17 protein-coding genes are annotated in these 17112 nt (G+C 57.3%); 14 read left to right on the top strand and 3 right to left on the bottom strand.

The features are described from left to right. Positions 1-496 precede the first annotated feature (496 nt). From A9G06_RS15030 to A9G06_RS15010, 5 genes are all read left to right on the top strand, one after another. The gene (locus A9G06_RS15030; RefSeq protein WP_013723827.1) at positions 497-2449 is read left to right on the top strand and encodes an EAL domain-containing protein; all 1953 of its coding nucleotides are present in this window, start codon (positions 497-499) and stop codon (positions 2447-2449) included. A gap of 143 nt (positions 2450-2592) precedes the next feature. Beyond that, positions 2593-4158, top strand: coding sequence for an AbgT family transporter (locus tag A9G06_RS15025; RefSeq protein ID WP_005346513.1), 1566 nt, complete (start codon positions 2593-2595; stop codon positions 4156-4158). A gap of 71 nt (positions 4159-4229) precedes the next feature. Further along, on the top strand, positions 4230-4955 hold the full coding sequence (gene nfsA, locus A9G06_RS15020; protein ID WP_069555743.1) for an oxygen-insensitive NADPH nitroreductase: 726 nt from the start codon (positions 4230-4232) through the stop codon (positions 4953-4955). Between the two features lie 191 nt (positions 4956-5146). Further along, on the top strand, positions 5147-5911 hold the full coding sequence (locus A9G06_RS15015; RefSeq protein WP_005337161.1) for a hypothetical protein: 765 nt from the start codon (positions 5147-5149) through the stop codon (positions 5909-5911). Further along, the gene (locus tag A9G06_RS15010; RefSeq protein WP_069555742.1) at positions 5905-6459 is read left to right on the top strand and encodes a VOC family protein; all 555 of its coding nucleotides are present in this window, start codon (positions 5905-5907) and stop codon (positions 6457-6459) included. The genes A9G06_RS15015 and A9G06_RS15010 overlap by 7 nt, the downstream gene beginning before the upstream one ends. Before the next feature lie 145 nt (positions 6460-6604). On the opposite strand, the gene A9G06_RS15005 is transcribed toward A9G06_RS15010, so the two are convergent. Beyond that, positions 6605-7828 carry an MFS transporter gene (locus A9G06_RS15005; protein ID WP_069555741.1) on the bottom strand — a complete coding sequence of 408 codons (1224 nt, stop codon included), beginning with the start codon at positions 7826-7828 and terminating at the stop codon, positions 6605-6607. Positions 7829-7923: 95 nt separating this feature from the next. Here A9G06_RS15005 and A9G06_RS15000 point away from each other — a divergent pair, with 95 nt between their 5' ends. After that, the gene (locus tag A9G06_RS15000) at positions 7924-8799 is read left to right on the top strand and encodes a LysR substrate-binding domain-containing protein (protein ID WP_019444700.1); all 876 of its coding nucleotides are present in this window, start codon (positions 7924-7926) and stop codon (positions 8797-8799) included. Positions 8800-8862: 63 nt separating this feature from the next. After that, a complete protein-coding gene (locus A9G06_RS14995; protein WP_069555740.1) occupies positions 8863-9819 on the top strand; it encodes a LysR substrate-binding domain-containing protein in 957 nt (318 codons plus the stop codon). Between the two features lie 81 nt (positions 9820-9900). On the opposite strand, the gene ribA is transcribed toward A9G06_RS14995, so the two are convergent. Further along, positions 9901-10494, bottom strand: coding sequence for a GTP cyclohydrolase II (gene ribA / locus A9G06_RS14990; protein WP_005351157.1), 594 nt, complete (start codon positions 10492-10494; stop codon positions 9901-9903). Between the two features lie 248 nt (positions 10495-10742). On the opposite strand from ribA, the gene cmk reads away from it, so the two are divergent. The 6 genes from cmk to pyrF all read left to right on the top strand — a co-directional run bounded on the left by cmk (position 10743) and on the right by pyrF (position 15916). Beyond that, a complete protein-coding gene (gene cmk, locus A9G06_RS14985; protein WP_019444698.1) occupies positions 10743-11435 on the top strand; it encodes a (d)CMP kinase in 693 nt (230 codons plus the stop codon). Between the two features lie 94 nt (positions 11436-11529). Beyond that, complete coding sequence (gene rpsA, locus A9G06_RS14980; RefSeq protein WP_005337148.1) at positions 11530-13200, top strand: 30S ribosomal protein S1; 1671 nt, start codon at positions 11530-11532, stop codon at positions 13198-13200. A 92-nt stretch (positions 13201-13292) separates the two neighbouring features. Beyond that, positions 13293-13577, top strand: a complete 285-nt coding sequence (gene ihfB / locus A9G06_RS14975) for an integration host factor subunit beta (RefSeq protein WP_005299934.1) — start codon at positions 13293-13295, stop codon at positions 13575-13577. A gap of 158 nt (positions 13578-13735) precedes the next feature. Continuing rightward, complete coding sequence (locus A9G06_RS14970) at positions 13736-14020, top strand: LapA family protein (RefSeq protein WP_005337143.1); 285 nt, start codon at positions 13736-13738, stop codon at positions 14018-14020. Between the two features lie 9 nt (positions 14021-14029). Further along, positions 14030-15196 carry a lipopolysaccharide assembly protein LapB gene (lapB, locus tag A9G06_RS14965; protein ID WP_005346478.1) on the top strand — a complete coding sequence of 389 codons (1167 nt, stop codon included), beginning with the start codon at positions 14030-14032 and terminating at the stop codon, positions 15194-15196. Positions 15197-15214: 18 nt separating this feature from the next. Continuing rightward, positions 15215-15916, top strand: coding sequence for an orotidine-5'-phosphate decarboxylase (gene pyrF, locus A9G06_RS14960; protein WP_069555739.1), 702 nt, complete (start codon positions 15215-15217; stop codon positions 15914-15916). On the opposite strand, the gene rrtA is transcribed toward pyrF, so the two are convergent. Continuing rightward, positions 15891-16484 carry a rhombosortase gene (rrtA, locus tag A9G06_RS14955; RefSeq protein ID WP_164537041.1) on the bottom strand — a complete coding sequence of 198 codons (594 nt, stop codon included), beginning with the start codon at positions 16482-16484 and terminating at the stop codon, positions 15891-15893. The genes pyrF and rrtA overlap by 26 nt on opposite strands. Between rrtA and A9G06_RS14950 the strand changes: the two genes are divergently transcribed. Further along, positions 16483-17106, top strand: coding sequence for a tRNA-uridine aminocarboxypropyltransferase (locus tag A9G06_RS14950; RefSeq protein ID WP_069555738.1), 624 nt, complete (start codon positions 16483-16485; stop codon positions 17104-17106). The two genes, rrtA and A9G06_RS14950, sit on opposite strands and share 2 nt — an antisense overlap. The last annotated feature ends 6 nt before the right edge of the window (positions 17107-17112 follow it).

The following is a 17112-nucleotide window of genomic DNA, read 5'->3' as shown; positions in this document are numbered from 1 at the left end:
GGGGTATATCAATTCCGCCTTAGTGAACTATTTTTGTCCGTTTTGGCGTTTTTTTGACTGTTTATCCATCCGCTTGGTTAATTAATGGAAGCTTTGTGACAGAGAGTGATGACTATTTCCACCATTGATTTAAATGTTAATAACAAATTTATCGCAGCAAGTATGCAATTGCTCTTTCAAGGTCTCGAGTGGATAGCTCTTAGTGCTTGTTTTTACTGGGGAAAAAAGTTAAAAATCGACTATATGATTTGCTTGGATTAACAGGGTCCTTGGCTGAGTCCTTTGTAGTATTGCCGTACAGGCTGCCCTGTTGTTGATATCTGAAATAGTTTTGTCCGCTCTTGGCTATGTGAAAAGGGATAATGGCCGAGAGGTATTTGCACCTTGCATTCTGCAGCTAGCGGTTTGCCAGATCTGTTTTCCGGTTAACCAGTGACCATCCAGCATGAATGACCTTGACCAGATGAATACGCTTGACGAACGGTTACTGAAGACGATGGATGTTCTGCATACCCCGATCTGGGTTTATGACATCGAGCATCACCATATTTTCTGGGCAAACAGCGCCGCGCTCTCCGTGTGGGAGGCGACGTCTCTCGACGAACTCTGCTCCCGCGACTTCTCTGCCGATATGGCAACCGCCATCGATCTGCTGCTACAGCGCTATCTGGGTGATTTTCAGCAGGGGCGCAGTTACAACGAGTGGTGGACCCTCTCCCCAAAGGGGGTCAAGAAGCAGATCTATCTGCGCCTCTCCGGTATTCAACTGGCTGGCCGGCTGATGATGATGACCGAAGCGGTGCTCGACTCCGATACCCTCTATCAGGAGTCCTCGCTGGCAACCGGCGATACCCTTGCCTGCCTGTTCGATAGCCATGGTGTGTTCGAGAGTGGCAACTATCACTTCGAAATGTGTTTCGGCCACCAGATCGCCAAGCTCTCCCAGGTTTTCTCCGGCAATGATGACAGCTTCTACCAGAAGCTCTCCCGTCTCGATGAAGTGGTGACCGAGGGGGAGTGCCGTACCCTCAAGGGGATGCGCTGGTTCCAGTATCAGTTCCGCTATATCCAGCAGGGGGCCCGCATTTTGCTCACCATGCGGGATATTACCGATCGCAAGCTCGAGGAGCTGGAGCATCGCCACCTCGCTTGGCACGACTCCCTGACCGGCCTGCTCAATCGGTATGGCTTGATGAAATCCCTCGAGGCCTATTGCGGGCTGGGGGAGCGTTTCGCGCTGGTGTTCATGGATCTGGACAACTTCAAGCTGGTCAACGACAACTACGGCCACAAGGCGGGAGATCGCCTGCTGGAGCGGGTCGCCGGTCGCCTCAAACAGATTTGCCCGCGGGATGTGGAGTTGGCTCGCCTCGGTGGCGATGAATTCACAGCACTGGTGCCGCTGGGCAATCAGGGGGATCGGGCGCAAGAGGTGGCCGATCAGATGCTCTCCCAGATGACCAAGCCGCTGCAACTGAGCGGGCTGCCGGAGGTGACCATCGGCGGCAGTATCGGTATCGCCATTTATCCCGATGATGCGGATGACGGGGACAACCTCATCACCCGTGCCGACATGGCCATGTATCAGGCAAAGCAGATGGGGCGGCTGCGCTGGCAGCGTTTCACCCCCAGCATGCAGCAGACCCTGCAGCGCAAGCTCAATCTCAAACAGTTTCTGGCCAAGGCCATCGGCCGCCAGGAGTTGAGCCTCTGTTATCAGCCGCAGGTCGATGCCGCCAAACGGCGTCTGATCGGTTACGAGGCGCTGCTGCGCTGGTACAACCCGGTGCTCGGCCATGTGTCGCCGGTGGAGTTTATCCCGCTGGCCGAAGAGATGGGGCTGATCCGCGAGATCGGCAGCTGGGTGCTCTCCACCGCGCTGGCACAGGTCGCCAGCTGGCAGAAGCGCTTCCATCAGCGGGTGCCGGTCTCCGTCAACCTCTCCGGTTTCCAGCTCTCGTCGGCGTTGCCCGGGCAAGTTCGCCAGCAGCTGGAGCTGCACGGGGTGGATGCCTCCCTGTTGACGCTGGAGCTGACCGAAACCGTGCTGATGCTCGATATGAAGGGGTGCCTCGGCATTCTCGACGATTTGAGCGAGCAGGGGATCAAGATTGCCATTGACGATTTCGGTACCGGCTACTCCTCGCTGGCCTATCTCAACCGGTTGCCGATCAACAACATCAAGCTGGATCGCTCCTTCGTGGTCGGTCTCAACTTGCCGGTGATCCGGGCGACTGCGGCCATGGCCACCAATCTGGGGTTGGGGATCATGGCGGAAGGGGTGGAGGAGCCTCACGAGCTGGCCGCCCTGCAGACCCAGGGGTGCCATGTGTTCCAGGGATATCTGTTCAGCAAGCCGCTGACTGTGGCGCAAGTCGAGGCGAGCGGCTTTGTGGTGGAGTGCCAGGTTGGGCGTTATCCACTGCTAGATGCCGTAATGGCAGAGTAACAAGTGTGCGTTAGACCACAACTTGGGATTTTATTCCGTAATATTTAATCAAAATTAATCATTCTTTTGCGATCGGTCATGAGACGGATTGGCTGGAGTTGCTAGCATGCGACCTCGTTTCTAGGGAAAGGAGTATCGCAATAATGAGTCATGCTGCTGTCAATGACCGTCCGGCCAGCCCTCCCAAGGGTTGGCTGAACCGTTTCCTCAATGGCGTCGAGAAAGCCGGGAACAAATTACCCGACCCCGCCATGCTGTTCCTCTACGCCTTGCTGATCGTCTGGGTCGGTTCCTGGGTGTTGTCACAATTCCAGTTTGATCTGGTCAACCCCCGTACCGGGGAAGCGGTAGTGGTCAACAACCTGCTGACCGGTGCCGGTCTGGCCGAGTTTCTCTCCACCATGGTGACCACTTTCACCGGCTTTGCCCCGCTGGGGATCGTGCTGGTGGCCATGCTGGGGGTCGGGGTGGCCGAGCAGTCCGGTTTTATCAATACCGGTCTGAAAAAGTTGCTGAAAGTGACGCCTGCCCGTTTTCTCACCCCCATGCTGATCTTGGTTGCGATCGTCAGCCACACCGCCGCAGATGCGGGTTATGTGCTGGTGATCCCCATCGGTGGCATCATCTTCCACGCTGCCGGACGCCATCCGCTGGCGGGGATCGCCGCTGCCTTTGCCGGTGTTTCCGGCGGTTTTGCCGCCAACTTCCTGCCCTCCGGCGGGGATGCGCTGCTGCAGGGCTTTACCCAGTCCGCCGCTCAGTTGCTCGATCCTGACTACATGGTCAACACCCTGTGCAACATCATCTTTACCGGTGCCTCTTCGTTGCTGATCATCTGCGTCGGCTGGTTCATCACCGAAAAGGTGGTGGAGCCGCGCCTCAAGCATGTGGCGCTCAACGAGGATCTGGAGAGTGCCGACGAGATGGGGCGCTACAGCGCGCAAGAGAGCCGTGCCTTCAACTGGGCCGGGTTTGCCATGCTGGCGGCAATAGTGCTGCTGGCGCTGGCGCTCTCCCCGAGCGATTCACCGCTACGTGCTGCCGATGGCTCCCTGACTACCTTCGCTGCCCCCGTGATGAAGTCCATTGTGCCGCTCATCTTCTTGCTCTTTATCCTGCCCGGGATTGTCTACGGCTTTGTCGCAGGCAGCTTCAAGAGTGGCAAGGATGTGATCGATGCCATGTCGGCCACCATGAACAAGATGGGCTCCTACATGGTGATGGCCTTCTTCTGCGCGCTCTTTATCAAGGCGTTTGGTGACTCCAATCTGGGCACCCTGCTGGCCCTCTCCGGTGCCGAAGTGCTCCATGCGCTGGCGCTGCCCGGTGAGGTGACTATCGTCGGGATGATCCTGCTCACCGCCACCGTCAATCTGGTAGTCGGCTCGGCCTCCGCCAAGTGGGCGCTGATCAGCCCGATCCTGGTACCCATGTTGATGGCGGTGGGGATCTCCCCCGAGCTGACCCAGGCGGCCTATCGGGTCGGGGATTCTGCTTCCAATATCATCACCCCGCTGATGGTCTTCTTCCCGCTGGTGGTGGTCTATTGCCAGCAGTATGTGAAGAGCACCGGGATCGGTACTCTGGTCTCCATGATGCTGCCCTACTCGCTGGCCTTCCTGGTGAGCTGGACGATTTTCCTGCTGCTCTACTGGGCGCTCGGCTTCCCGCTCGGGTTGCAAGCCCCTTACGTCTATCCGGCCCCTTAAGCTGGGTGTGCGAGGGAGCCTTGGGCTCCCTCGTTTTTTTCGCTATGGTGTTACCTCATTTTGGAGGTGCCATGAATCAGACCATCGATCTTATCCTTTCCCATCGCTCCATTCGTCAGTTCACTGCCGAGCCGATCGCCCCGCAGCAGCTGGATGCCATTCTGGCCGCCGCCCAGTCGGCATCGACTTCAAGTTTTCTGCAGGTGACCAGCATCATTCGGGTGACCGGGCCTGAAGCGCGCAAGCAGCTGGCACAGCTGGCGGGCAATCAACCCTATGTTGAACAAGCTGCAGAGTTTCTGGTGTTTTGCGCCGATTATCATCGCCACAGCCAGATAGTGCCCGATGCCCAGACCGGCTATGCGGAGCAGTTGCTGATCGGTGCCATCGACGGTGCCATCATGGGGCAAAATGCCCTGCTGGCGGCGCAGTCTCTGGGGCTGGGCGGGGTTTATATCGGTGGGCTTCGCAACCATCCGGCCGAGGTGAGCGAGCTGCTGGGCTTGCCTGATCGGGTGATCCCGCTGTTTGGCCTCTGCCTCGGTCATCCTGCCCAGCAGCCGGAGCAGAAACCCCGTCTGCCCAGGGGATTGGTGGTGCATCAGGAGCGCTACCAGCACGAGCTGGATCGCGACCTGCTGGCCCGGTACGATCAGCAGATCGCGGACTACTATCAGGCCCGTAGCAGCAACAACAAGCAGCAGACCTGGAGCGGCCAGATCCGCGCCATTCTGGGCAAGGAGTCCCGCCCTTTCATGCTGGGATTCCTGCAATCGCGGGGCTTTAACCTCAAGTAATGGCGCTGATGGGCGATACTATGGGGAGGTGACCGTCATGGTCATCATCCCCTGATCCTGCAATCTCTCCCTGAGACCGGGGGCACAGCTTGGTGACAAATCGTGGGCAAGGGGGGATCTGCAGGCTACCTTAAGTGGGTAAGCTGTTGTAGGATCACGCAATTGGATAGGAACAGGGGTTTGGACATCCTATGATTTTAACTTTGGTATTGCTGTCTATCGGCGCACTCCTGTTTTTGGTTATCGCCTATAACGTGGTGCAGCAATATAAGCAGAAGGCAGAGGCGGACAAGCGTCACGCCGTTGCCAGACACAAGACGGTGGCCGACGAGACCGAAGAGGTGCTGCTGAACGTCAATCTGGTGCCTTTCTCCAAGAACATGGTGTTGCTGTTGCAGCACCGGATCCTCGATGCCTATCGCGCCATCGCCCAGGTGATGCCGAACAATCAGATCAAGCAGCGCATCGTTGATGTGCAGACCCAGATCAAGAATGTGCAGGAGAACTACAGCGTGCAGGATGAGGGTCAGTTCAAGACCCCGGAGTCCGATCGTCAGGCGATCCAGATGCTGCAGCTGGTCAAGAAGATGCGGGCCGTGCTGCGGGTCGAGCACAACAAGGGCAAGATTGACCCTCAGGGGTTTGCCCAGGAAGAGCGCCGCCTCGAGCTGATGCAGCTCAAGATCAACATCTCCAATCTGGTCAAGCGGGCGATGGATGCCCGCATTCAGGGCCAATATGGTACATGTCGCCAGCTCTATACCAAGGGTCTGTCGGCCATGGCGAGCGTGGGCGACAAGGATCCCTATCTGCTGGCCCGTGAAGAAGATATGCGTCAGGGGCTCAAGGAGCTTGAAGAGCTGCAGCAGCAAAACAGCGCGCAGGATCTGCAAAACATCAAGGACAAGGAAGCCGACGAGCTCGATGTCCTGTTTCAACCCAAGAAGAAATGGTAAGCATGTCCCACCCACTCGATTCCACACTGGGGCCAATGGCCCCATTTGTTTCTCAGCTGTTGGCCGAACTGGCCGCCACTGGCGTCACAATTTCCCGGCCAATGGTCGATCACCTCTGTTATCGGGCGGCTACCCTGCAGGAGTACCGCGCGCTATGTGCTGTGCTGGCTGAGGCAGGTACCTTGCTGGTGGAGGGGATGATTGGCGGGCGCCCTATTGCGACTTATCAGTTGCATCAGCCGTTGTTGGCTGATGAGGTACAGGTACCCTGTATCGAGCTGGCTGCACCGAAACCGGGTCGCGTCCATCAGGCGGGGCTGGAACATATCGAGCTGGTGGTCACTTCACTGCAAGATCTGGTAGCGCGCTATCCCGAGCTGCCATTCAAAATCGGCAACATGCAGGATACCCGCAACCCCGATATTGGCCTGATGTTGCCCTCCGGACAGATCAAGTTTCATCTGCGCTCGCTGGCTGAGGTGATCGCCGAAGAGGTGGCGACCGGTGCTGTGGTCGCGGTGCCTGCGGATTATTTCGATCAGGAGTGATCCTGTTCTAAATGCGGTGCGAGCCTGACAGGCTCTTGAATAACGCAGCAAAAGGGGTCACCGGTGTGACCCCTTTTGCTATCTGGCAGTGCAGGGTTGCGAGAGCGCTATCTGCTCGTGGGTGACCCTGTTTGCGCTGAGCCCGTTACCCGTGTCGGTAGGGTTGCTGGGCGGGCAGTGGCGATTGGTTTCGCTGCTTGAGACGGCCGAGCCAGAGGCTCAAGCCCGCCGTCAGGATGAGGACCAGTTCAATTCCCATGACCAGACCGCCCAGCTCGCCTTGCTCCCAGAAGGGGTGCAGGTAAAGTCCCCCCAGACTGGCTCCCAGATAGTAGGCCACCAGATAGAGGGAGGAGGCGAGGGCGCGGTTGTGTTCGACATGATGACCGACCCAGGCACTGGCGCAGGCGTGTGCCAGGAAAAAGCCGAAGCTGGAGATCAGCAAGCCACTCAGGATCCCGAGCAGGCTAGCTTGCAGCAGCCACAGACTGCCGAGGGCCATCAGGGCGATCCCGACCAGCAGCATGCGTTGTGCCCCCCAGCGGTTGGCAAAGCGGCCGCTCAGTGAGGAGGCCACCGTCCCCGAGAGATAGGTGAGAAACAGCATGCCGAGCCACTGGGTGGGCAGGGAGAAAGGGGGCTTGGCCAGCAGGAAGGTGAGATAACTGAACTGGTTCAGAAACACCATAAAGTTGAGTCCCCCGATAAGGTAAGCCCCTACCAGCAAGGGATTGGTCAGGTGCAGCTGCAAGGCGCGAGCAAATTGACCGCGAACGGGGGCGCTTGCCACAAAGCGGGTCTGATGCGGCAGCAGCCAGAATACCAGCGGCAGCAGTGACAGGCTGATCACACCGATCCCCAGAAAGGTATGCTGCCAGTCGCCAAACCAGCCCGCCAACAGACCGCCGACCACCCGACCGGCAATGCCACCGAGGGAGTTGGCGGCAATATAAACCCCCACCGCCGAGAGGAGCGCCCGTTTACTGAACTCTTCCCCCATATAGGCAATCGCAGTGGCTGGTAACCCGGCCAGCAGCGCACCCTGCAGGATACGCAGCAGCAGCAGGGAGCCAAACTGCTCAACCAACGGGATCAACAGTGAGAGCAAGATCGCCAGGGTGAGGGTACCCAGCATGACCTGCCGACGGCCATGGCGATCCGCCAGTCTGGCGCAGATCAGCAGGGAGGCGGCGAGGCCAGCAGTGCATCCTGCCAGGGTCCAGCTGGCCGAGAGGGAGTTGACCGAGAAGACCTCGGCGATCAGGGGTAACAGGGGATGGGTCTGGTAGAGGTTCAGAAACACCAGAAAAGAGCCCAAGCTGAGGGCCAGGGTTGCACGTATCCACTCGCGACTTCCAACTTCAATCATTGCGTATTGTCCTGACTACTTTTGGTCAGGGTAGAGTCCTTGCAGTTATAAATATAATATATTTAAGTTATCCATTTCATAAGATAAATTGATACATGGATCTGAAACAGCTCACCTATCTGCTGGCGGTCAGGGATGCCGGCTCATTTACCAAGGCAGCCAACAGTCTGCATGTGGCACAACCGGCTATCAGCATGGCCATTGCTAAACTAGAGCAGCAGCTCGAATTGCGGCTGTTTGATCGACAGGATCGGGCGGTACGGCTCACCCCGGAGGGAGAGGTGCTCTGTCGCCATGCCGAGCGCTTGTTGTTGCAGATGCATCAGGCCGAGGCCGAGATGGCCGAGCTCAAGGGGCTGGAGCGGGGGGAAGTGCGGATCGGGATCCCCTACATGATGGGCTCCTACTATTTCCCCCCTCGTCTGATGGCCTTCAAGCATCGCTATCCCGGCCTCAAGATCCGGGTCGAAGAGGCCGGCACCCGTGAGCTGCTCAGCCGGATGGTGGATGGCTCCCTCGATCTGGCCATTCTCATCACCAGTGATCTCCCCCCCGCCATTGAGGGGGCACATCTGCTGAGCGAAGAGATGTTGATGGTGGTGGGGGACGATCACCCCTTGCGTGGCGCATCGGCCGTCACCCTCTCGCAGTTTTTCGCTCAGGAGCTGGCGCTGTTTCGCCGTGGCTTTTATCACCGGGAGCATATGGAGGCGCTGGCCCAGAGCCTGGGCGTTGAACCCGATATCGCCTTCGAGAGCAATCTTATCCCTCTGCTCAAGGCGGTGGTGCGGCAAGGCTTTGCGGTGACAACCTTCTTGCGGATGGTGCTGGAAGAGGAGCCGGATCTGAGTGGCGTGCCCTTCGACCCGCCTATCTATCTCGATCTCTGCGTGGCGTGGCGGCGTGGCGATCCGCTCTCCATGGCCAACCGTGCCTTGCGCGATTTTCTACTCAAGGATCGCCCGGCCTGATGGAGGCGGGCCATTGCTGAAAGTTTGTTACTATTAACGGTGGGTTCGCTTGAGGGCTACACCATGAAATTGCAGCAATTGCGCTATATCGTCGAGGTGGCTAACCACAGGCTGAATCTGTCGGCCACCGCCGAGAGCCTCTTTACCTCCCAGCCCGGGATCAGCAAACAGGTGCGGATGCTGGAGGATGAGCTGGGGATCCAGATCTTCGAGCGCAGCGGCAAACACCTGACCCAGATCACCCCCATCGGGCGGGATGTGATCAAAGTGGCCGCCGAGGTGTTGGACAAGGTCGCCACCATCAAAGTGATGGCCAGGCAGCATGTGCATCCGGAGCAGGGAACCCTCATCATTGCGGCTACTCATCTGCAAGCCCGTTATATTCTGCCCGCCATCCTCAAGGTTTTTATGGCCCGCTTTCCCAAAGTTGCCGTAACTGTGATGCAGGGGAGTGCGGCGCAGTGCCGCGCAGCCGTGCATGATGGCGCTGCCGATCTGCTGCTGGCGGATGAACCGGAGGAGGGGAGCGATCTGCTTGTGCTCCCCTCTTTTCAGTGGCAACGGGGCTTGGTGCTGCCAAAGGATCATCCGTTGGCCAAAGCAACATCGCTGACCCCGGCCGAGCTGGTGGAGTTTGCATTGGTGACCGATGGAAGGGCGCTCTCTGCTGCTCATGGCACTTATTGCGCTCATGCCGAGAGCAGGATCGCCTGCTGTGCGAGCGACAGCGATGTGCTCAAGACCTATGTCAGACAAGGAATGGGCATCGGGGTGATGGCAACTTTTGCCTGGGAGCCCCAGCGCGATGGCGATCTGGTGCTCAAAACGGCGCTCTGGCTACCAGGCGGTGTGGCCGCTATCGGGTTGCGCAGAGGGACATTTTTATGCGGCTATCTCTACGATCTGATAGAACGTCTCGCGCCGCAATTGACCCGCGAGCGGGTCGAACAATACTGTGCTGCCCGCACTGGCGAAGAGCTTGAAGCTCTGCTGGCCAATTTGACCGTACCACAGCGATAGCTAGGGTTGATGTGTAGTCGATCCAAGAAAAACGCCTCCGAATAGGAGGCGTTTGACTATCTGGTATTCGTCAATGCAGGCTCATTTTTTGAGCATGTGATCCAGCTTGTTGGCCTTGGTCGACAGATAGAATTCGTTGTGGGGATTGCGCCCTTCCTGCAACGGTACCCGTTCGGCCACCGGAATACCGAAGGATTCCATCGCTTTCATCTTGCGCGGGTTGTTGGTCATCAGTTTGAGAGACTTGACTTCAAGCTGCTTGAGCATGTCGGCGCAGATGGTGTAATCGCGCATGTCGGCGGCAAAACCAAGGGCCACGTTGGCCTCCACGGTATCGGCACCCTGATCCTGCAGGTGATAGGCGCGGATCTTGTTGAGCAAGCCGATGCCACGGCCCTCTTGACGCACATACAGCAACACGCCACGACCGGCTTTGGCGATATTCTCCATGGCCGCCTGCAACTGGAAACCGCAGTCACAACGCAGGCTGAACAGGGCGTCGCCGGTCAGGCACTCTGAGTGGATCCGGCCCAGCACGGGCTCGTCACCGGTAATGTCGCCCATCACCAGTGCGGCGTGGTCTTTGCCTGTGCCGGTTTCCTGAAAACCTACCAGCGTGAAGGTGCCCCAGGGGGTTGGCAATTTGGATTTGGCCACGAGGGTAACGCTGCTCATAGGTTGCTCCTTACTACTAACGGCTCAAAAAAGGGGGCCAGTTTAGCGCGCCTTGTCAGGAACGACCATAAGAACAAGTCCCTGCATTGCTTAATGAAATCTCCAAATGAGATACAAGCACAGCTGTCCGGCGGGGTTTTGGCCCTTTGTGCGGATTGATGACTGCCAGGCTCACCACATTCGGGTATAATCGGCGCCCATTAACCCACCCCTTCGGGATGGGAGCAACACAGTGCAGGAGAGAAGTTATGCCTCAGATGGCCCCCGTAATGACAATTGATGGCCCCAGTGGTGCAGGTAAAGGCACCTTGTGTCAGCTGCTTGCTGAGAAGCTGGGTTGGCACTTGCTGGACTCGGGCGCCATCTATCGGGTGTTGTCCCTGGCCGCCCTGCATCACGATGTAGAGCTGGACAGTGAAGCCTCACTGGTGCCGCTGGCTGCCAATCTGGATGTGCAATTTCAGGTTGAGGGCGATCTGGTCAAGGTGATCCTGGAAGGAGAAGATGTCTCGCGCACCATTCGCACCGAAGAAGTGGGTAATGCTGCCAGTAAAATCGCCGCCTTCCCCCGGGTGCGCGAAGCCTTGCTGCGCCGCCAGCGTGCATTTCGTCAGGCCCCGGGTCTGATTGCCGATGGTCGTGACATGGGGACCGTGGTTTTCCCTGAGGCCGAGGTGAAGATTTTCCTCGACGCCAGTGCCGAAGAACGGGCCCAGCGTCGCTATAAGCAGTTGCAAGATAAGGGCTTTGATGTTAACTTTGAGCGTCTTTTAACCGAGATTCGGGAACGTGACGATCGCGACAGAAATCGCGCTACTGCACCCCTGAAACCGGCAGAAGATGCTCTGGTGGTAGACTCTACCGCCATGACCATAGATGAAGTGCTGGCAACAGTGCTCGCCTATGCAGAGCAACAACTTGGTGATGCCAGCGCAAGCTGACATCCGGTCGTCTGCACCAAGGATGGCGCAGATTATTTAAAACAGCCCCGCTTGTGCCGGATTGCAAGTGGATGTTTCATTTGTGACATAAACAATGATCGAATCTTTTGCTCAACTCTTTGAAGAGTCCCTGAACGCCGTTGAAACCCGTCAAGGTTCCATCGTCAAGGGTACTGTCGTTGCTATCGAGAACGGTTTCGTACTGGTTGACGCCGGTCTGAAATCCGAGTCCGCTATCCCGGCTGAAGAATTCAAGAACGCCATGGGCGAGCTGGAAATCAACGTCGGCGACACCGTTGACGTGGCTCTGGACTCTATCGAAGATGGTTTCGGCGAAACCAAGCTGTCCCGCGAAAAAGCCAAGCGCCACGAAGCCTGGCTGCAGCTTGAGAAGGCTTACGAAGAGCAAGCTACCGTTATCGGTATCATCAACGGCAAGGTCAAGGGTGGTTTCACCGTTGAACTGAACGGCATCCGTGCCTTCCTGCCGGGTTCTCTGGTTGACGTGCGTCCGATCCGTGACACCGCTCACCTGGAAAACAAAGAACTCGAGTTCAAAGTCATCAAGCTGGACCAGAAGCGCAACAACGTTGTTGTTTCCCGTCGTGCCGTGATCGAGACCGAGAACACCTCCGAGCGCGAAAGCCTGCTGGCTAACCTGCAAGAAGGTCAAGAAGTTAAGGGTATCGTCAAGAACCTGACCGACTACGGTGCATTCGTAGATCTGGGCGGTGTTGACGGCCTGCTGCACATCACCGACATGGCGTGGAAGCGCGTTAAGCATCCTTCCGAAATCGTCAACGTTGGCGACGAGATCGCTGTCAAGGTTCTGAAGTTCGACCGCGAGCGTACCCGTGTATCCCTGGGTCTGAAGCAGCTGGGCGAAGATCCCTGGGTTGCTATCGCCAAGCGTTACCCGGAGACCACCCGTCTGTCTGGCCGCGTGACCAACCTGACCGACTACGGCTGCTTCGTTGAAATCGAAGAAGGCGTTGAAGGCCTGGTACACGTATCCGAGATGGATTGGACCAACAAGAACATCCACCCGTCCAAAGTTGTTAACGTTGGCGACGTGGTTGACGTGATGGTTCTGGACATCGACGAAGAGCGTCGTCGTATCTCCCTGGGTCTGAAGCAGTGCAAATCCAACCCGTGGCAGCTGTTTGCCGAAACTCACGCCAAAGGCGACCGTGTTTCCGGCAAGATCAAGTCCATCACTGACTTCGGTATCTTCATCGGTCTGGATGGCGGCATCGACGGCCTGGTTCACCTGTCTGACATCTCCTGGAACAACCAGGGCGAAGAAGCCGTGCGTGAATTCAAGAAAGGCGACGAGATCGAAGCCGTTGTTCTGCAAGTGGATCCGGAGCGTGAGCGCATCTCCCTGGGTGTCAAGCAGATCGAAGAAGACCCGTTCAACAAGTACCTGGCTGACAACAAGAAAGGTGCTATCGTGAAGGGTAAGGTTACCGAGGTTGATGCCAAAGGTGCCGTTATCGAACTGGCTGATGGCGTAGAAGGCTACCTGCGTGCCTCCGACGCTGCTCGTGACCGCGTAGAAGACGCCACTCTGGTGCTGTCTGTTGGTGACGAAGTTGAAGCTAAATTCATGGGCGTTGATCGTAAGAACCGCACCGTAAGCCTGTCTGTCCGTGCTAAGGACGAGGCTGATGAGCGTGTTGCTATCGATAACCTGAACCAGCAAGAAGAAGTTGTGTTCAGCAATGCTATGATGGAAGCGTTCAAAGCCGCCAAGGGTGAGTAATCCTTGATGCAAGAAAAGGGCGGCATTGCGCCGCCCTTTTTTATCCTGGCAAAATGAATATTGCATGTGATCGGGGAAGGAGATTTAACGTTATGACCAAATCAGATCTCATCGAACAACTGGCAGCCAGCCGCATGCATATGCCGGCCAAGGATGTCGAAGCCGCCATCAAGGAGATCCTTGAGCAGATGGCGTCGACCTTGCAAAACGGCGACCGGATTGAAATCCGCGGATTTGGCAGTTTTTCACTGCACTATCGTGCGCCCCGTGTGGGCCGCAACCCCAAGACTGGGGACAAGGTTGAACTGACCGGGAAATATGTCCCGCACTTCAAACCTGGCAAAGAGTTGCGCGAGCGCGTCAACATCATTGAATAATGCAGAAATGGGCATACCTCGGGTATGCCTTTTTTCTTTTTGGCACCGATTCCTGTGCCAATCGTCTTGTTTCTTAAACTCTTTTCCCATTCACTCTAGAGTCTGCCTGCGATTTTAAGGATAATCAGCCTCTCATTAGATACTGACAGGGAGCTCTTATGAAGCGTATTTTGGCCCTCATTCCGCTGGTGCTGGTGTTTGTTCTGACCCTGGCGCTGGGCTCACAAAATGGCCAGCTGGTTCAGTTCAATTACCTGATCGCTCAGGGTGAGTTTTCGCTTGCCATGCTGTTGGGCTTCTTCTTCGCTGGCGGTTTTTTGCTGGGCTGGCTGGTATTCGGCCTGCTGTTCCTGCGCCTGAAAATGCAAAACCGCACCCTCAACCGCACCATGCGTCGTCAATCCCGCGAGTTGGAGCTGGCCCGGTCACCGGGTAAGGAATAATGTTCCTCAATGCTTGAACTGCTTTTCCTGCTGTTGCCCATCGCCGCCGGTTATGGCTGGTACATGGGTCGCAGGAGTGTTCGCCAGGACACCCAAAAACAGAGTAACCAGTTTTCCCGCCAGTATGTGGCGGGCCTCAACTATTTGCTGTCCGATGAATCCGACAAGGCGGTGGATCTCTTTATCCAGCTGCTTGAGGTGGACAGTGAAACCATTGAAACACACCTCTCCCTCGGCAACCTGTTTCGCCAGCGTGGGGAGGTCGATCGTGCCATCAAGATCCACCAGAACCTGGTAACCCGCCAACTGACCCGGGAGCAGCGACAGCTTGCCCTGCAGGAGCTTGCGCGCGACTTTCTTGCTGCCGGTCTGCTCGACCGTGCTGAAGCACTCTGGAATGAGCTGTGTGACGACAGCGACTATGAAGAGACGGCGCTGGCACAGCTGTTGATCATCCATCAGCAGTTGCGGGATTGGGATAAGGCCATCGATGTGGCGGTTCGTCTGCAAAAATTCCAGGGCAAGAAGCTGGCCGACCCCATCTCCCATTTCTATTGCGAACAGGCCGAAATCGCGCTGCGTGAGGGCAATAAAGGGGAGGGGCTGGCCAAGCTCAAACGGGCGCTCAGTATCAATCCGGCATGTGCCCGGGCCAGTTTGCGCCTCGCTGAGCTTGCCATGGCGGAAGGGGAGTATGAGCAGGCCAGCAAGGAGCTGCTGCGGGTGTTCGAGCAGGATATCGACTTTGCCTCCGAGGCGATGCCCAAATTGCTCGAGTGCTATCAGCAGTTGGGGCGCACGCCTGCGTTGATCCCGCTGCTTGAGAAGGCAGTGGAAGATCACGCCGGTGTCAGCGTGACCCTGGCCCTTGCCAAGCTGGTTGAAGAGCGTGATGGCCTGAGCCAGGCCCGTTCACTGGTGCTGCGTCAGCTGCGTCGTCATCCCTCGATGAAAGGTTTTTACCAGTTGGTGGGTTTTCAACTGGCCAGTGCGGAGGAGGGGCCTGCCAAGGAGAGCCTCGAGCTTCTGCAACAGTTGGTCGGCGAGCAGATAAAAATCAAGTCAACCCACAAGTGTCGGCAGTGCGGCTTTGCCACTCACTCGTTGTTCTGGCAGTGCCCGTCTTGTCGCCAGTGGGGTTCCATCAAGCCGATCCGCGGTCTGGACGGTGAATAACAAGCAATAGGATGTGAGATGCAAGATCCCAAAGTACTGGTAGCGCTGGATTATCAGCACGAGGCAGATGCCTTAGCGTTCGTTGAACGTATCTCTCCGGCCCAGTGCCGTCTCAAGGTAGGCAAGGAGATGTTTACCCTGTTTGGCCCGCAGTTTGTACGCCAGCTGGTGGCCAAGGGATTCGATGTCTTTCTGGATCTGAAGTTTCACGATATTCCCAATACCGTTGCCAAAGCCGTGGCAGCCAGTGCCGAGCTCGGTGTCTGGATGGTCAACGTGCATGCCAGTGGTGGTGAGCGGATGATGCGAGCTGCCAAAGAGGCCTTGTTGCCTTATGGCGACAAAGCGCCCCTGCTTATCGGCGTGACCGTGCTGACCAGCATGGAGCAGTCCGACATGCTCCCTCTTGGTCTGGATGTAAGTCCCGCCGAGCAGGTGATCCGGCTGGCTACCCTGACCAAAGCATCCGGTCTGGATGGGGTGGTCTGCTCTGCCAACGAGGCCCATGAGCTGAAAGCCTTGTTGGGCGCCGATTTCAAGCTGGTGACCCCGGGTATTCGCCCGACCGGTTCAGCGGCTGGGGATCAGCGCCGGGTGATGACACCGAAAGCGGCGGTCGAGGCGGGGTCCGATTATCTGGTTATCGGTCGCCCCATTACGCAGGCTGCCGATCCGGCCGCCATGCTGGCCAGCATCAATGCCGAGCTGGTTGGTGCGTAACAGGCTCACTCAGTGATACACGGTGCAGGCCGAGCAACAGGCCTGCACCTGCCCCGATAAGATGAGAGCCGATGTGTACCTTGGCATTGATCAGGGTGGATATCGGGCTCTCTCCTGCGTTGTAGAAGTCCATCGCCAGCTTGAGCCCCATCCCTGCCAACAGTAGCCAGCCCGACGTGCGGCGTCCGTGGCGGATATCCTGCATTGCCCCCCAGACAAACAGACCATGCAGCGAGCCGGATAGTCCCATGTACCACTGGGTCTGCGGGCACCACCACCAGATCCCCAAGCCCACTGCCAGCCAGAGCAGCAACATCAGCAGCGGCAGGCGAGCCCCACCCAGATAGTCGCGAAACAGGCTATAGAGGATGGCGAGGCCGCCCAGATTGAGCAGCAGGTGCCACAGATTGGTATGAGCCAGATTGCCTGTTATGATCCGCCACCCTTCGCCCCCGGCGATCAAGGGCCGATCGAAGGAGAGCTGAAGATTGGGAACGGTAAAGAAGAGTAGCAAGCTGGTGAGAGAGAGCGTGATAACCCAGAGCAATCCAGATTTGTCTGACAACATGAAGCAGTCCAACGACAAGAACAGTCGATACTGTACACGTTGCACCCGTGCCCTCAAAGCCTGCCTGTGCGATTATATTGTGCCGGTTGACAATCACACGCCCCTCTACATCTTGCAGCACCCCAACGAGGTGGCACATCCCAAGGGGACTGCGGCGCTGCTGGCGGCCTCTTTGCAACAGTGCGAGATCCATGTGGGGGAGGACTTTTCCCGCGATGAGTGGCTCAATGTGCTGCTGGCTGACCAATCCCGTCGTTATTATTTGCTCTGGCCGGATGAGGATGCCATTTCGCTGACCGATCTTCGCCAGCAGTGGGAGAGTGAATCCTCTGGCTCCGCATCCGTCGCCTTTATCTTGTTAGACGGCACCTGGCGCAAAGCCTATCGCATGTTGCAGAGCAACCCGGCACTGGCCTGCTTGCCCCGCATCGGCATTGGTGCCATTGCCGGTCAATATGCCATTCGCAAGAAACCCTTTCCCGATGCCCTCTCTACCATAGAGGCGGGTTATCACCTCTTGTCCCGGTGGGAGGGGAGGCCGGAGCACTATGCGCCCTTGCTGACCCTGTTTAACCGGTTGAATACCCAGTGGCAGGACTTTGCCGAAGGCCGCCGCGCGTGACATTTG

The sequence above is a fragment of the Aeromonas sp. DNP9 genome (assembly GCF_001728955.1).
GTDB classification, from domain to species: domain Bacteria; phylum Pseudomonadota; class Gammaproteobacteria; order Enterobacterales; family Aeromonadaceae; genus Aeromonas; species Aeromonas veronii.
Note: the sequence above shows the minus strand (reverse complement) of the source record. Positions and strands in the feature narration are given on the sequence as shown.

Excerpts from the sequence above, each read along its gene's own strand:
- A9G06_RS15030 (WP_013723827.1), top strand. The coding sequence starts at position 497 with ATGGATGTTCTGCATACCCCGATCTGGGTTTATGACATCGAGCATCAC.
- A9G06_RS15025 (WP_005346513.1), top strand. The coding sequence starts at position 2,593 with ATGAGTCATGCTGCTGTCAATGACCGTCCGGCCAGCCCTCCCAAGGGT.
- nfsA (WP_069555743.1), top strand. The coding sequence starts at position 4,230 with ATGAATCAGACCATCGATCTTATCCTTTCCCATCGCTCCATTCGTCAG.
- A9G06_RS15015 (WP_005337161.1), top strand. The coding sequence starts at position 5,147 with ATGATTTTAACTTTGGTATTGCTGTCTATCGGCGCACTCCTGTTTTTG.
- A9G06_RS15010 (WP_069555742.1), top strand. The coding sequence starts at position 5,905 with ATGGTAAGCATGTCCCACCCACTCGATTCCACACTGGGGCCAATGGCC.
- A9G06_RS15005 (WP_069555741.1), bottom strand. The coding sequence starts at position 7,828 with ATGATTGAAGTTGGAAGTCGCGAGTGGATACGTGCAACCCTGGCCCTC.
- A9G06_RS15000 (WP_019444700.1), top strand. The coding sequence starts at position 7,924 with ATGGATCTGAAACAGCTCACCTATCTGCTGGCGGTCAGGGATGCCGGC.
- A9G06_RS14995 (WP_069555740.1), top strand. The coding sequence starts at position 8,863 with ATGAAATTGCAGCAATTGCGCTATATCGTCGAGGTGGCTAACCACAGG.
- ribA (WP_005351157.1), bottom strand. The coding sequence starts at position 10,494 with ATGAGCAGCGTTACCCTCGTGGCCAAATCCAAATTGCCAACCCCCTGG.
- cmk (WP_019444698.1), top strand. The coding sequence starts at position 10,743 with ATGCCTCAGATGGCCCCCGTAATGACAATTGATGGCCCCAGTGGTGCA.
- rpsA (WP_005337148.1), top strand. The coding sequence starts at position 11,530 with ATGATCGAATCTTTTGCTCAACTCTTTGAAGAGTCCCTGAACGCCGTT.
- ihfB (WP_005299934.1), top strand. The coding sequence starts at position 13,293 with ATGACCAAATCAGATCTCATCGAACAACTGGCAGCCAGCCGCATGCAT.
- A9G06_RS14970 (WP_005337143.1), top strand. The coding sequence starts at position 13,736 with ATGAAGCGTATTTTGGCCCTCATTCCGCTGGTGCTGGTGTTTGTTCTG.
- lapB (WP_005346478.1), top strand. The coding sequence starts at position 14,030 with ATGCTTGAACTGCTTTTCCTGCTGTTGCCCATCGCCGCCGGTTATGGC.
- pyrF (WP_069555739.1), top strand. The coding sequence starts at position 15,215 with ATGCAAGATCCCAAAGTACTGGTAGCGCTGGATTATCAGCACGAGGCA.
- A9G06_RS14950 (WP_069555738.1), top strand. The coding sequence starts at position 16,483 with ATGAAGCAGTCCAACGACAAGAACAGTCGATACTGTACACGTTGCACC.
- rrtA (WP_164537041.1), bottom strand. The coding sequence starts at position 16,484 with ATGTTGTCAGACAAATCTGGATTGCTCTGGGTTATCACGCTCTCTCTC.